Genomic DNA, 16,154 nt, shown 5'->3' on the forward strand with positions numbered 1-16,154 from the left:
ATCCTTTTACACCATTAAAAAACCTGTCTTAAAACATAAAAAAGGTATAATTAACTATTAACAAGCACTTTATAAAAAACAAAAGCCACGTATAAATACGCAGCTTTTGTTTTTGGTGAATTTTAAATTTATTTATAAATCTAAATAATAATTATGTTCAGATATTTCTTTTTTAAGTAAGGTTATGTTAGTTATTCCTATTTTTTTTCCTTTAGTAAAAATTAAACTTTCCTTTTTTAGGGCAGAAAAAACTCTTATTACTTGTTCTTCTGTAGTACCTGCATAATCTGCATATTCCCTTCTACTTAGTTGCAAGTTTAAAAAACCATTATAGTCTTTAAATTTTCTATGTATGTAAAGTAACGAATCTACCACACGCTCTCTAACCGTCATTTGTGAAATGGTTTTTAATTTTGCTTCACTCCTATTTAGTTCGTTTGCATAAAATAGCATCATATCATAGGTAAAAGTTGCATTACTTTTAAGTTTTTGCTGTAAACTATTCTTAGAATAATAGCATAAAACAGTATCTTCTAGTGCTATAGCTCCTATAGAATAATACTCTTCGGTTCCAAAACCACGGTGACCTATTATTTCTCCTTCTTTAGCAAATCTTACAATTTGCTCTTTTCCATTTATTCCTGTTCTATAAACTTTTACTTTGCCTTTTAGTATAAAAAAGAGACCGTTTACTGGCGCTCCTTCTATTATAAACTGCTGCCCTTTTTTACAACTAATCTCAGTTTTTAATGAAGAAAAAAAATCATCTTGTTCTGTTAAAACACTTCTTTTTACCAAACACTCTGTATTAACACAGTTTTTACAAGAAGTAGCTAAAAATGTATACTTGCCAGACATAATATTTGGTTTAAATTTTTAAATAAAATATGAAAACTACTTTTTAAATTGACTTTACTTATAAGCCAGACTGAAGTACTCGTTGCAATTCTTCTTCAAAAAAGGAGGGGTGTTCTGCAACAACATCACCAATAACTATAACACCAGGAAGCGCAGTATTAATATCCTTTTTAACTGTTTTATAATTTAATAAAGTACCTGTTATACAGGTTTCTTTATCTAAAGTTCCGTTTTGAATTATAGCAAAAGGTGTTGTTTTATTTCTTTGTTTTGCAACTTCTTGCACAATTTCTTCAAACTTACGTATACCCATTAATATTACTAATGTTGCAGAAGATTTTGCTGCTAAAGTTAAATCTCCAGAAAAAGAACCATCTTTTTTTGTAGCTGTCATTACCCAAAAACTACTACTAATTCCTCTGCGTGTAACAGGTATACCTTGACTAGCTGGTACAGAAATAGCACTGCTTACACCTGGCACAACAGTTACAGGTATACCAAAAGACTCTACATACTCTATTTCTTCACTAGCCCTACCAAACACAAAAGGATCTCCGCCTTTTAAACGTACAACGTGTCCGTATGCATACGCATTTTTAACAATCAACTTATTAATATCATTTTGAGTAAAAGAATGTTCTCCACATCGTTTCCCTACGTATATTTTTGGTATTTCTATATCTATTTCATTTAGTAATTCTTTACTTACCAGTGCATCATACAAAACTACAGATGCCTGCTGCAAGACCTTAAATCCTCTACGTGTAATAAGGTCTACACTACCGGGACCTGCACCTACTAAACTAACTTTTGGAGTACTTGCTAACATCATAATATATAATTATTAAAGTCAAAAATTATTAATAACACAACAAAACTACGTATTTATTTTGATAAAAATAGATAAAATATACGTAATAATACGTATGTTTGCTAAGTAATCTGATAAACTCCTACGTATGAAAACCGTAATTGTAATAGGAAATGGAATGGTTGGTTATAAATTTTGCGAAAAGTTTGTAGCCCAAAAAGAATATAGAAATTTTAAGCTATTAGTTTTTGGTGATGAACCAAGACCTGCTTATGACCGCGTACATTTAAGTGAGTTTTTTGAAAACCAAAATGCAAAAGCGTTAGAAATGGCCTCTGAAGATTGGTATACAAAAAACGGAATTGAACTAATGATAAATGAGCGTGTTGCAGACATTAACAGAGATAACAAAACAATTACAACAGCTAACAATCGTAATTTTTCTTATGATTATCTAGTACTAGCAACTGGTTCTTCTGCTTTTGTACCTCCAATAAAAGGGGTAGAAAAAGAAGGTGTTTTTGTATACCGTACTATTGAAGATTTAGAAAGTATGTTGGCCTATGCAGCTAAATTAAAATCTACTAAACCTAAAGCAAAAGCTGCGGTTTTAGGAGGCGGACTATTAGGTCTTGAAGCTGGTAAAGCCGTAATGGATATGGGCTTAGAACCTCATATAGTTGAGTTTGCACCAAAACTAATGCCAAGACAATTAGATAGTAGAAGCAGCCAAGTATTACAATTAAAATTAGAATCTATTGGTTTACATATACACCTTAGCAAAGCTACCAACCAAATACTAGGAGATAAATTTATTACCGGAATGGAATTTGGAGAAGATGATATTTTAGATGTAGATATGCTTATAATATCTGCTGGTATTAGACCAAGAGACGAGTTAGGAAAAGCTTGTGGATTAGAAATTGGTGTACGTGGCGGCATTGTAGTTAACAACAAAATGCAAACCTCTGATGAATATATTTATGCTATTGGAGAAATTGCTCTTTACAACCAAATGATATATGGTTTGGTAGCTCCTGGATATGAAATGGCATCTGTTGCCGTTGACCAAATTATAGGCAATGCAAACAACATTATGTCTGAAAGTATAGATATGTCTACCAAATTAAAATTAATTGGTGTAGATGTGGCAAGCTTTGGAAACCCTTTTATGCCAGCAACTAAAGGACATTCTGTAATATTTGAAAACAAAACACAACATTTATACAAAAGAATTAATGTAAGTCTTGATGGTAAAAAATTACTTGGCGGAATATTAGTTGGCGATGCTACTGATTATAGTATGCTACATCAAATATATTTAAATGGTATGCCTATTCCATCAGATCCATCACAGTTAATACTACCTGCTGGTGATGGTGCAGCTTCTTTTGGTAGCGTTATAGATTTACCAGATGCTGCTGTTGTTTGTTCTTGTGAAGCCGTAACTAAAGCAGAAGTTTGTTGTGCTGTAAAAGATAATGGTAAAGAGACAGTAAAAGATATTGCAAAGACAACCAAAGCAACTACTGGCTGTGGTGGCTGTAAACCAATGGTAACAGATTTAATAAACGAAACTTTAAAATCTTTAGGCAAGGTTGTAAAAGAACGTATTTGCGAACATTTTGATTACTCTAGACAAGAGTTATATGATATTGTAAAAATGAAAAACATTAAAGATTATGATGAGCTACTAGATACCCACGGAAAAGGCAATGGTTGCGAAGTATGTAAGCCTTTAGCTGCATCATTATTTGCAAGTATTTATAATGAAACCGCTAATAGACAAGACACCATACAAGACTCTAATGACAGGTATTTAGCTAACATTCAGCGTAACGGAACCTACTCTGTTGTGCCACGTGTTGCTGGCGGAGAAATATCTCCAAAACAAATGATTGCGATGGGCAGAATTGCTCAAAAATATGATTTATACACCAAAATTACAGGCGGTCAACGTATAAATATGTTTGGAGCAAAACTACATGAACTTCCACTTATTTGGGAAGAATTAATTGCTGAAGGTTTTGAAACCGGGCAAGCCTACGGAAAATCTTTACGTACCGTAAAAAGCTGTGTTGGATCTACTTGGTGCAGATATGGTATGGATGAAAGTGTAAGTTTTGCCATTGAAATAGAAAACAGATACAAAGGCATACGTTCTCCTCATAAATTTAAAGGTGGCGTATCTGGCTGTATTAGAGAATGTGCAGAAGCTCGTGGAAAAGATTTTGGTTTTATTGCTGTTGAAGGCGGCTGGAATATTTATATCTGCGGTAACGGTGGCGCTACTCCTAAACACGCTGTTTTATTGGCAGAAAAAGTAGATAAAGAAACTGCTATTAAATATGTAGACAGGTTTTTAATGTACTACATACAAACAGCACAGCCACTAATGCGTACTGCCGCCTGGTTAGAGAAGTTAGAAGGTGGTATAGACTATGTTAAAGATGTAGTAATTAATGATTGTCTAGGCATTGTAGACCAGTTAGACAAGGATATGCAACATTTGGTAGAAACTTACAAATGCGAATGGAAAGAAGCCATAGAAACCCCTGAAATAAGAGCCAAATACACACATTTTGTAAACTCTACAGAAGAGGATGAAAACATTGAATTTGTAGCACTAAGAGATCAAAAAATGCCAACTCCTTGGGTGTAACCATAAAAACAGAACTAAAATATATAACGATGATAACATCAATTTTAAAAGAGTACTCGCCTACTGCATTAGACGATGTAACTACGTGGTTTAAAGCTGCAGAAATAACTAAATTTCCAAAAAACGGTGGGGCCTGTGTAAAATATAAAAACAAACAAATTGCTGTTTTTAATTTTACACGAGAAAACAAATGGTATGCTTGCCAAAACTTATGTCCGCATAAAATGGAAATGGTACTTTCTCGCGGAATGATTGGCGAAGATATGGGCACACCTAAAGTGGCTTGTCCCCTGCATAAAAATACGTTTTCGTTAGAAACCGGAGAAAATTTAAATGGCACTTTAGATGCTATTGCAACATATCCTGTAAAAATTGAAGATGGTTTTGTGTATATTGGGTTTTCTGAATAGCTTTGAAACAAACCTTACCACATATGGCAACAGTAAATAAACTAAAACAAGCTTTTGATCTTTTTGATAAAGCAAACGAACAAGACCCTAATAAAGAAACATACCAAGGTAAAACGTATGCTAAAGAGGTTTTGTATGCTATGCGTATGACAAAAAAATTAAACTCTTTTGCTCCTAATGCTTCAGAAACACTAAAATTAACTGCACGTTGCCAGCATATATGCCGATGGGAAATACCTAGAGATTCTTATGAAATGAACAGAACAGGGTATTTGAAATGGAGACAAGACCTAAAAAAATATCACGCTAAAAAAGCAAGTGAAATTTTAACCGCTGTTGGATATGACCAAAATACCATTGAAAAAGTTGCTTTTTTACTTGAAAAAAAACAATTAAAAAAAAATGAAGAAACACAGACACTAGAAGATGTTATCTGCTTAGTGTTTTTAGAGTATTATTTTGAACCTTTTGCTAAAAAATACTCAGAAGAAAAACTTATTGATATTTTACAAAAAACGTGGCGTAAAATGTCTAAAGAAGGTCAAGATGCTGCTTTAAAATTACCACTATCTAAATCGTCTTTAGAACTTGTAGGTAAGGCATTATCTTAATTATTTTTCCTTTTACAAGACCAATTTATGAGTTATAATAAACTTGAGAAATCTTTAGACAACACCACCTTTTTAAGAATTAGAAAGTGGTACTTATTGGCTTTGTTAGCCATTGCTTTTTCTATAGTATTTTCTCAGGTATTAATACAAATGCATTTAAACTCACAACTAAACGACTCTAGAGTAATAAATGTTGCTGGTAGACAACGTGCTTACAGTCAAAAATTAGTAAAAGACATTTTATTACTAGACAGAACCAATTTAAAAAAAGAAAAAAATCTGGTTTTAAAAAACACAAAAAATACTTTAGACGTTTGGCGTATTTCTCACAAGGCATTACAATTTGGTAATGATTCTATGGGCATACCCAAAGAAGATAATAAAGATATATTAGCATTACTACAAAAAATTACACCACACCACAATGCTATGATTAATGCTGCAGAACGCATTATTACACTTAAAACTAACGCTACAGCAGAAGACACTTTAAGCTTAAGGAAAAACATAGATATCATTTTAAAAAATGAGAAAATATTTTTAGAAGCAATGGATGCTATTGTAAACAAATATGATAGTATTAGTAAAACTCAACTTGAAAAATTAAAGCAAAAAGAGCACATACTTGTTGCTTTCTCATTAGTAATTCTTCTATTAGAAATTCTATTTATTTTTAGACCCTTATCTATACAGATTAGAAACACAATAACGAAACTATTAAAAAGTAAAATTGAATCTGAAGAAAACACTTTAAAAATAGAGCAGTTATATCAAGAAAAAGAGCGCTCTTTACAAGAGTTGCAAGAGTTGAATTTTGTTATAGATAATGCTGCCCTGTTTGCGAGTATTAAAAATAACGAAAGTGTTGTTTTTATTAGTAAAAAATTTCAAGAACTATTGGGCTGTAACACTCAGGATTTAGCCAAGCCATTGTCTGAAATACTCACAACAAATGAAGGCCAACAACAATATCTAAAAGAAGTTTTTAAAAGCAATAGAAAAAATATTAGAAACGAGGAGATAAAAATAAGAACAAAAAAAGAGGAAGATATTTGGTTAGATATGTCCATAATTCCTCTTCATAAATCTTCAAAACAACAAAGCATTTTAATTTTATGTTCTGATATTACAGAGCGTATAGAAAACCAGCAAAAACTAGAACTGCTAACCAAACAAAGTTTTGAAGACAAAATACTACAAAGAAAACTACAAGCTAGCCTAATTGTAGAAGGCCAAGAAGAAGAGCGCAAACGTATTGCAAAAGACATACATGATGGTATTGGACAAATGTTAACTGCGCTAAAATTTAACATAGAATCTATTAACCTTGAAAACACAGATAAAACAGAAGAAAAAATAGCGTACTTAAAATCGTTATGCACAGACTTAATAAAAGGTGTGCGTACAGCTACTTTTAACCTTACACCGCCAGAACTTAAAGACCACGGCATACTACCTGCATTGCAAAAAATGACCGTAGAACTATCTAAACTCACCGGAAAAAACATACTTTTTGAGAACAAAACAGAAAAAAACATTAGGTTTAGTTCCTTAGCAGAAACTAATATTTATAGGGTTGCACAAGAAGCAATAAACAATGCTATTAAATATGCTGATGCTAATTATATTTTACTAAGTATAAACTACAACCAAAATACATTAAGTGTTTTAATTGATGATGATGGTAAAGGGTTTGATAATTCTATTTTAAACAAAACACCTCAAAATAATAGTGAAGGTGGTATGGGATTATTTTATATGAAAGAACGTATAAACTATATAAATGGCAGGCTATTTATTAACTCTACACCTGGTAAAGGAACAAGGGTAACTATAAATTACAAACCAGAAAAAACTACTAAGCAACAACCGTAAAACCAATATTATGAAAATACGAATTAGAGGAAATTCTATTAGGTACAGACTTACTAAAAGTGAAGTAGAAGCATTTTGTAAAACTGGTTATTTTGCTCAAAAAACGGAGTTTAACACAACGCTATTCTGTTATGAAATAAAAATAAAAAAAAATATAAACAGTCTACAAACAGACTTTGCCAACAATACAATAACTATTTACGTCCCTAACAGTTACACCAAAGACTGGGCTACTAACTCTGTAGTTGGTTTTAATAACAATTACATTACACCACAAGGTAAAACGCTTTTTATTTTAGTAGAAAAAGATTTTGTTTGTATGGATGAAACTGTAGAAGACCAGTCTGACAATTACCCAAACCCTAATGCTTAACAGTATTTTTTAAACATTTTTTTTAAATGCTTCTATAGCCTTTTTTACCGAGCCATACTTTTCTAGTATTGCTTTTGCCTCATTATAATTAATTTGCAATTCTTGTACTAAATAACGCGTACCTCTGTCTACCAACTTAATATTGCTTAGCTGCATATTAACCATTTTGTTGCCTTCTACCCTACCAGCTTTAATCATTAAAGCTGTAGAAATCATATTTAACACCATTTTTTGTGATGTACCACTTTTCATTCTTGTGCTACCCGTAACAAACTCTGGCCCTACATTTATTTCTAAAGGAATAGCAACAGATTTTGCTAAAGGAGAACCTGGGTTATTAGTAATGCAAGCAGTTAACAATCCTTTTTCATTTGCCATAGTAACACCTCCTATAACATATGGGGTTGTGCCAGATGCTGCAATCCCTACTACAACATCATTATTTGTAATATTAAATTCTTCTAAATCTCTCCATGCTTGCTGTAAATTATCTTCTGCGTTTTCTACCGCATTTCTTATGGCTTTATCGCCACCAGCAATTATACCTATTACCCTGTCTATAACACCAAATGTTGGCGGAATTTCTGAAGCATCTAAAATTCCTAATCTACCACTAGTACCTGCACCTATATAAAATAATCTTCCTCCTTTTTTATAGCGCTCCACAATACTATCTACCAATTTTGTTATTGAAGGTATTATGTACTTAACAGCTTCTGCTATTTTTTGATCTTCGTTATTAATACCCAACAAAAGATCTTTACTACTCATTGTTTCCAATGCATTATAGTTTGATGGCTGTTCTGTAATTTTAATATAATCTGACATAAAATCTTATTATTATTTTTTTTGGTTGATAAGGCTGCAGAATTATATTAAATGCATAAAAACACATTAAAAACTACAACACTTCTATATTTTTATTTTTAAATTCTACTAGTTTTTCATTGGTAGAGTCTAGTTCTGTAACTAGCATATCTATTTGTTGAATATCACAAATTTTGTAACGTTGCTTTGTATTTAATTTTTCAGAAATAACAGGTGCTATAACCTTTCTTGAAGACTGCATCATAGCTTTTTTCATTTGCACAATCTCCCAGTCAAACTCTGTTAACCCTTCATCTAAATCTATAGAGTGTGTTCCTAAAAAACAGATGTCTACTTTTATGCTATTTAACATATTAACAGCAGCAGAACCCATTGTTATTTGTGCATCTTTAGAAACCTTACCCCCTATAAAAATTACCTCTACATTTGGCTTAGACATTAATTGATTAGCAACTGGTAAACTTGGCGTAAAACAGGTTAATGATAAATTTGTAGGCAGCATTCTTGCCAGTTCCATATTGGTTGTTCCGCCAGTTAATAACAGTACTTGCCCGTTACGCAAAAGGTTTATGCATTTTACTGCAATCTTTGACTTTTTTTCTAAAGAATATACTTCATTAAACTGAAAACTATAGTTATTAAAGCCTAAAGAGATAGCACCACCGTGCACTTTTTTTAACTTTTTCTCTTTATGAAGCTCTTTAATATCTCTTCTAATTGTATCCATAGATACTTTTAAAAGGTCTGCCATATCTGTTAAGAGCACTCTATTGTGCACTCTTACCTCGTTTAAAATAAACTGTTGTCTTTCTTCTTTTAACATATTAGGCAAATATATGCAATAAAAATATTGCTAATAACTGCAAAGAAAAAACAATATTACATACAAAACAGCATAAAATTGCAAAAATTATTATCAACAATGCAATTATTTGCATTTTTTTGCATAAGTTTGAAAAGATTAACAATGAGTTAACTTAAAGTTTAAAACTATTAACATAAGATTTTTAAAGACTATTAATTTATAAGCATAGTAAAATATTAAACCCTAGAATTTACCTACTAACTAAAACCAAAAAAGTAATTTAAAACAAACTCTAATTATGAAAAAAGGATTTCAAAAATCAATCTTATTTTTTCTGTTTTTATGCTCCTTACAGATGTTTGGACAGTCTAAAACAGTTACGGGTGAAGTAAAAGACCCAGAAGGAGTGCCCATTCCTGGAGTTAGTGTTTTTGCAAAAAACACAAGCAACGGAACTGAAACTGATTTTGATGGAAAATTTACCATTGATTTATCAGATAGTGAAAACACAATTCTTGTTTTTTCTTATTTAGGATATGCAAAACAAGAAATACCGGTAGGCAACCAAAGCTTTTTTAATATTACACTTTTAACTGACGTACAAGGGTTAGATGAAGTTGTGTTGGTTGGTTACGGTAACCAAAAGAAGAGAAGTGTAACAGGATCTGTAGCTTCTGTAGACACAGACGTACTTGCATCTAGACCTATTACAGATGTTGCACGTGGTTTACAAGGGGTTACACCTGGTTTAACAATTACTACTCCAAGCGGACAAATAGGTACTAACCCAACTATTAAGCTTAGAGGTAATGTTGGCACATTAGGTACTGGTGGCGGTGCACAACCTTTAATATTGGTTGATAATGTTGAAATTCCAAGTTTACAATCTATTAACCCTGAAGATATTGATGAAATATCTGTTTTAAAAGATGCTGCATCTACTTCTATTTATGGTGCAAGAGGTGCTTGGGGTGTAATTTTAATTACTACTAAAAAAGGGCGTAGAAACCAGGCTCCTTCTATAAGTTACTCCAATAACTTTTCTTGGGCAACACCTACAAACACTCCAAAAGTAGCTCCTGCTGCCGAAGGTGCAGAAATGGCATTTGCTGCTGTTAACCGCAGAATACCATCATTACAATCTTACGGTGTTGTAGGTATGCGTATAGACCAACTTGCTATTGAAAAAATGAGAGAATGGGAAGAGCTATATGGAGGCCAAAACTTAGGCAATGAAATGGTAGAGGGCCGTGACTATGAAATTAGAGATGGTAGCTTGTTCTTTTACAGATCTTGGGATCCTAGAGAACAATTTGTAGAAAAATGGGCTCCACAACAAAAACACGATTTTTCTTTATCTGGTGGTAGTGAAAAAACCAACTATTATTTAGGTCTTGGTTATTTAGACCAAGGTGGTGTATACAAAACCAATCCTGATAAATACCAACGTTACAATGTAAATTTAAGTGTAAACTCTACTATTAACGACTGGGTAGATGTTAGAGCCAAAGTTTTACATAGCAACTCTAAAACTACAGAACCTTTTAAATTTGGTTCTGCTACTTATGATGCTTGGTTCTACACTACCAGATGGCCAGCTTTTTACCCATACGGAACTGTAGATGGCAAACCTTTTAGAAACCATATTTCTGAAGTAGAGCAAGCAAAAATGAATGAAACTAATTACTCTTTATCTAGAATTAACTTAGGTACTACTTTAACACCTATTAAAGATTTAGCTATAAACTTTGACTTTACACATGACAGAGTAGAAGAACATGAAAAGCAAGTGGGAGGCACTCTTTATGCGTATAATTTTTGGGGACAAGGAGCAGATTTCTCATATGTACCTTATAGTAGTTCTGCATATGACCGCGTACAATACAACTCGGACTGGAGCAGAAGAAATACCGCTAAAGCTTATTTAAATTATGATAAAGAATTTAACAATCATAAGTTCAAATTTACTTTTGGTGGTGATATGGAAGAATATGAATATTGGTTTCACTATTCTCAAAGAAGAGAGTTACTAAACCCAGACCAGGGTGAACTAGCCTTAGCAACAGGAGACCAATTTGTAGGAGGAGATAGAAACAAATGGACAACCTTAGGTTTCTTTGGTCGTGTTAACTATTCATATAAAGACAAATTATTACTAGAGGTTAATGCTCGTTATGATGGTTCTTCTAGATTATCATCAGACAAAAAATGGGGCTATTTTCCATCTGTATCTGCAGGTTATGTAATGACAGAAGAAGATTTTATGAAAAACTTAGATCCTGCTTTATCATTTTTAAAGTTTAGAGGTTCTTACGGTTCTGTTGGTAACCAAAACACGTACTTATCTAGTATTTATAGAATCATGTCCTCTACATCATCTAGTTGGTTAATTGACGGACAAAACCAATTAACCGTTGGCACACCTGGTGCACTACCTTCTTCATTAACGTGGGAGACTGTAACAACTTTAGATTTTGGTTTAGATGCTAAATTTATAAATAACAAACTAGGTTTAACTTTTGATTGGTACAGAAGAACGGTAAGTGATATGCATAGCTCTGGTGTAACGTTACCTAACACTTTTGGCACCTCTTCTCCAAGAAGAAACTTTGGTGAAATGCAAACTAATGGTTGGGAGCTTGCTTTAGATTTTAATCATCAATTTGATAATGATTTACGCATTAATGCAACAGCAACTTTATCAGACTTTAAAGAAAAAATTACAAAGTACGCTAATGACACCAAAAGCATTTACTCTAATTACGAAGGAAAAGTAATTGGTGAAATTTGGGGTTATGAAACAGATAGATTTTTTACTGAGGATGATTTTAATGCAGACGGATCTTACGCTGCAGGTGTTCCTAGTCAAGAATTGTACGAAACTAACGGGTGGTTTAAATATGGTCCTGGAGATATTAAATACAAAGATATTAATGGTGATGGTGTTATTGACTATGGCTCTAACACAGTTGGAGACTCAGGAGATATGAAAGTGATTGGTAACACCACACCAAGATATCAGTACAGCATACAACTTGGTGCAGATTGGAAAGGTTTTGACCTTAATATGTTTATGCAAGGTGTTGGTAAAAGAGATTTTTGGGCAAACGGACCTGTATTTATCCCTGGTTACCGCTATGCAGAGGCTTGGTATGACCATCAGTTAGATTACTGGACGCCAGAAAATACTAATGCATATTACCCAAGACCTAATGACCAGCAACAAAGTAATTCTCAAATGAATTTTTTACCGCAAACAAAGTACTTACTTAATATGTCTTACTTACGCATGAAAAACATAACTCTTGGTTATTCTTTACCAGAGTCTATCACCAATAAGCTTAAAGTAAACAAATTTAGATTATATGTAAGTGGAGAAAACTTATTTGAAATAAGCGGTGTAGAAATTCCTGTAGACCCAGAAGTAGACTACACAAACGCTGGTACTAATGACACATCTACATTTGGTAGAGTTTATCCTTTTAGAAGAAGTTATTCTTTTGGACTTCAAATATCTCTATAAATTTTAAAACTAAAAAAATGAAAGTAACAAATAAATTAATACTGCTTTTTCTTTGCATTGTTGCATTTGTAGGGTGTGAAGATGACTACCTTGATGTTCCCCCACAAGATTTACTTACAGATGAAACATACTGGACTAGTGAAGGCAATGTAAAGGCTTTTGCTTTTGGCTTCTATAATGGATATTTTAGAGGATACGGATCTAGCTATAGCTGGGGAAATTATTTTTCTGGACAATCTTTAAATGATGATTTTGCTTCTACAAACCCGTCTAGATTTACACAACAAGTACCTACCTCTGGTGGCGGCTGGGGCTTTAGTTGGGTACGTAAAGCAAACATTTTTATAAATCGTGTACAAACAGTTCCTATGGAGCAAGAAGCTATTAACCACTGGACTGGTATTGGTAGATTTTTTAGAGCTTTAGAATACCACGATTTAACAAGTAGATTTGGAGATGTTCCTTATTTTGACACTGAGCTATCTGAAAATGATAATGAACAATTATACAAAAAAAGAGATGAGCGCACTTTTGTAATGGATAAAGTACTTGAAGACTTACAATATGCAGCAGACAATGTTAGAGCTTCTGTAGATGACAATGGTTTAGAAGTAAATAAATATGTTGTACTAGCTTATATGTCTCGTATTATGTTGTATGAAGGTACTTGGCAAAAATATCATGAAGGGAACACAACAAAAGCTTTAGAGTACTTAACTGCTGCAAAATGGGCTGCTAATGAAGTTATAAGTTCTGGCAACTATAGTTTAGGCAATTATAGAGAAGTATTTAATTCTTTAAGCTTATCTGGAAATCCTGAGGTTATCTTATACAAAGAATACCAAGAAGGACTAATAACACACGCCTTAAACAGCTATAATAACAAAGAGCCACAAGTTGGTGTCTCTAGAAATGCTATTAATGCATATTTAGCCAATGACGGTTTACCTATAACAGTTTCGTCTGAATACCAAGGAGACCAAGGCATAGATAATGTTATGGCAAACAGAGATCCAAGAATTTATGAAACATTTGTTTCTTATGAATTACGTTTAAACGGCATCGCATCTAACCACTCATCATCTGGTTTTGCTACTCACAAATTTTTAAATGAGTCTATAAAAGATGATCCAATAGGTAGCTCTAACTTAAACCCTACAGACGCTCCAATTATTAGGTATGGAGAAGTTTTAATGAATTACGCAGAAGCTGCTGCAGAAATAGGAACTGTTGGTGGTGCTGCTATAACACAAGCAGATGTAGATAAATCTATCAATGTTTTAAGAGACAGACCTGGTGTTGAAATTCCACATTTAGAAGTTGCTGGAGATTTACCAGCGGTTGGTGGTGTAACTTATGATGACCCTAATAGAGATGCATCTGTACCAGCTTTATTATGGGAAATTAGAAGAGAAAGAAGAGTTGAGTTAATGATGGAAGGCTTTAGACTTGACGATCTTAAAAGATGGAAAAAACTTGAGTATGTAGATATGGTTGATAATCCTGAAATTAACCAAGGTGCATATATTGTTAAGGCAGATTACCCAGATAACAACTTAGATGAAATTACATTAACAAATGGAGATGAAGGATACATAGTTCCGGCCTCTGCGGCAGAATCTTTACGTGTTTTTGACAACCCAAGAGTTTACTTAAGCCCTATTCCTTTAGATCAAATTACGCTGTATAAAAATCAAGGTGTAGAGCTAGAGCAAAATCCTGGCTGGTAACTAAATAATTATAGTTTTTTAGTTTTTCAAAAAAAGTTCTTCAGGTTTATTTCTGAAGGACTTTTTTAATACCTAGTAGCATTTTTCAAAAAAAAACATAAATCACATCGTATGAAAATTTATTCTTTTAGATATTTTTTTATAGCAACTATAGCGTTACTGTTTGTTAGTTGCAAATCTTCAAAAGAACTATCATTTTTTAATAAAACCCCTTTAGGAAAAACTAAAAAAACCACAAAATGGGATCCAAAAACACCTTATAATATTGAAGAATTTAGGGCTGCTTGGGTTGCTACTGTTGCTAATATTAATTGGCCCAGTAAACCAGGCTTATCTATTTATGAACAACAAAAAGAAGCTTTAGCTCTTTTAGATTATTTAAAAGATCATAATTTTAATGCTGTAATTTTTCAGGTTAGGCCTCAAGCAGACGCTCTTTACCAAAGCAGTATAGAACCCTGGTCTTATTACTTAACAGGTGAACAAGGCAAAGCTCCGGAACCATTTTATGATCCTTTAAAGTTTTGGATTTATGCTGCGCACGAAAGAGGCTTAGAGCTACACGCATGGCTAAACCCATACAGAGCACACCATACACAAGGAGGTAATATTAAAAATACATCTGTTGTAAAAACCAATCCAGAATTAGTTGTTGGTTTAGAAAATGGAATGTATTGGATGGATCCTTCTTTACAAGAAACCCAAGACCGTTCTTTAGCTGTTGTTATGGACATTGTTAACAGGTACGAAGTAGACGGAATACATTTTGATGATTATTTTTATCCTTACGATTCTTACAACAACGGCAAAGATTTTCCAGATAACAAAAGTTGGAGCGCATACATTAGTAATGGAGGAAAACTAAGCAAATCTAACTGGAGAAGACAAAGTGTGAATACTTTTATTAAAAATGTATATACCGAAATTAAGAAAAGTAAACCTCACGTAAAATTTGGTTTAAGTCCGTTTGGAATATGGAGACCTGGCTACCCAGAATCTGTTGTAGGTTATGATCAGTATGAAAAACTATATGCAGATGCCAAATTATGGATAAACAATGGGTGGGTAGATTATTTTACACCTCAACTTTATTGGACAACAAACAAAATAGGACAAAGTTTTCCTGAACTATTAGGCTGGTGGCAAACAGAAAACAGCAAACAAATGCACTTATGGCCAGGTATAAAAGTAGATTTAGGTGGTACTAAAGAAAACCTAGATGAGGTTTTTAATCAGATCATGATTACTAGAGGTATGCTACCAAAAAGCAAAGGCACTGTACATTGGAGTATTGGTCCGCTAATTAAATATGATACATTATCTAAGGGATTGTTAGCCAAACCATACAAAAACAAAACCTTAGTACCACCATCTCCTTGGTTAGATAATACTCCGCCACTACAACCAATAGTGAAAACCACAAAAAAAGGAAACACCGTACAAATTAGTTGGGAACATAACAATACTACAGATGTGTTTAGATGGGTGCTTTATTTTAAAAGAAATGGCAAAAAATGGCAACACACTATTTTAAATCGTAGAAATAGAAATTACAACATTCCTCTTACTCTTAAAAACAACACAAATACCTTAAATAAAATTGGCTTAACAGCTTTAGATAGAACTGGAAACCAAAGTGAATTTTTTGAACTTATAATTAATTAAAAA

The 16,154-nt window shown here is 33.0% G+C and carries 12 protein-coding genes; 8 read left to right on the top strand and 4 right to left on the bottom strand.

The window, feature by feature from the left end:
- Nucleotides 1–132: 132 nt before the first annotated feature.
- Both CELLY_RS03720 and cobA read right to left on the bottom strand, forming a co-directional pair.
- Entirely contained in the window at nt 133–858 is a 726-nt protein-coding gene (locus tag CELLY_RS03720; RefSeq protein WP_013620318.1) for a Crp/Fnr family transcriptional regulator, read from the bottom strand.
- Nucleotides 859–916: 58 nt separating this feature from the next.
- Nucleotides 917–1,687 carry a uroporphyrinogen-III C-methyltransferase gene (cobA, locus tag CELLY_RS03725; RefSeq protein ID WP_013620319.1) on the bottom strand — a complete coding sequence of 257 codons (771 nt, stop codon included), beginning with the start codon at nt 1,685–1,687 and terminating at the stop codon, nt 917–919.
- Nucleotides 1,688–1,817: 130 nt separating this feature from the next.
- Here cobA and nirB point away from each other — a divergent pair, with 130 nt between their 5' ends.
- The 5 genes from nirB to CELLY_RS03750 are packed head-to-tail and all read left to right on the top strand — an operon-like array spanning nt 1,818 to nt 7,600.
- Entirely contained in the window at nt 1,818–4,331 is a 2,514-nt protein-coding gene (gene nirB, locus CELLY_RS03730; RefSeq protein WP_013620320.1) for a nitrite reductase large subunit NirB, read from the top strand.
- 29 nt (nt 4,332–4,360) lie between these two features.
- Nucleotides 4,361–4,741, top strand: coding sequence for a nitrite reductase small subunit NirD (nirD, locus tag CELLY_RS03735; protein ID WP_174258348.1), 381 nt, complete (start codon nt 4,361–4,363; stop codon nt 4,739–4,741).
- A 23-nt stretch (nt 4,742–4,764) separates the two neighbouring features.
- Complete coding sequence (locus CELLY_RS03740; protein WP_013620322.1) at nt 4,765–5,352, top strand: DUF4202 domain-containing protein; 588 nt, start codon at nt 4,765–4,767, stop codon at nt 5,350–5,352.
- A gap of 27 nt (nt 5,353–5,379) precedes the next feature.
- Entirely contained in the window at nt 5,380–7,227 is a 1,848-nt protein-coding gene (locus tag CELLY_RS03745) for a PAS domain-containing sensor histidine kinase (protein WP_013620323.1), read from the top strand.
- 10 nt (nt 7,228–7,237) lie between these two features.
- Nucleotides 7,238–7,600: a DUF7009 family protein gene (locus CELLY_RS03750; protein ID WP_013620324.1), complete on the top strand. Its 363-nt coding sequence runs from the start codon at nt 7,238–7,240 to the stop codon at nt 7,598–7,600.
- Nucleotides 7,601–7,609: 9 nt separating this feature from the next.
- Here CELLY_RS03750 and CELLY_RS03755 read toward each other — a convergent pair whose 3' ends face one another.
- Together CELLY_RS03755 and CELLY_RS03760 are read right to left on the bottom strand one after the other, a co-directional pair.
- Nucleotides 7,610–8,428 carry an N-acetylmuramic acid 6-phosphate etherase gene (locus tag CELLY_RS03755; RefSeq protein ID WP_013620325.1) on the bottom strand — a complete coding sequence of 273 codons (819 nt, stop codon included), beginning with the start codon at nt 8,426–8,428 and terminating at the stop codon, nt 7,610–7,612.
- Nucleotides 8,429–8,501: 73 nt separating this feature from the next.
- The gene (locus CELLY_RS03760; RefSeq protein ID WP_013620326.1) at nt 8,502–9,251 is read right to left on the bottom strand and encodes a DeoR/GlpR family DNA-binding transcription regulator; all 750 of its coding nucleotides are present in this window, start codon (nt 9,249–9,251) and stop codon (nt 8,502–8,504) included.
- 280 nt (nt 9,252–9,531) lie between these two features.
- Here CELLY_RS03760 and CELLY_RS03765 point away from each other — a divergent pair, with 280 nt between their 5' ends.
- The 3 genes from CELLY_RS03765 to CELLY_RS03775 all read left to right on the top strand — a co-directional run bounded on the left by CELLY_RS03765 (nt 9,532) and on the right by CELLY_RS03775 (nt 16,151).
- A complete protein-coding gene (locus CELLY_RS03765; protein WP_013620327.1) occupies nt 9,532–12,756 on the top strand; it encodes a SusC/RagA family TonB-linked outer membrane protein in 3,225 nt (1,074 codons plus the stop codon).
- 17 nt (nt 12,757–12,773) lie between these two features.
- Nucleotides 12,774–14,486: a RagB/SusD family nutrient uptake outer membrane protein gene (locus CELLY_RS03770; RefSeq protein ID WP_013620328.1), complete on the top strand. Its 1,713-nt coding sequence runs from the start codon at nt 12,774–12,776 to the stop codon at nt 14,484–14,486.
- A 111-nt stretch (nt 14,487–14,597) separates the two neighbouring features.
- Complete coding sequence (locus CELLY_RS03775) at nt 14,598–16,151, top strand: glycoside hydrolase family 10-like protein (protein WP_013620329.1); 1,554 nt, start codon at nt 14,598–14,600, stop codon at nt 16,149–16,151.
- Nucleotides 16,152–16,154: the final 3 nt, after the last annotated feature.

This window comes from Cellulophaga lytica DSM 7489 (assembly GCF_000190595.1).
GTDB classification, from domain to species: domain Bacteria; phylum Bacteroidota; class Bacteroidia; order Flavobacteriales; family Flavobacteriaceae; genus Cellulophaga; species Cellulophaga lytica.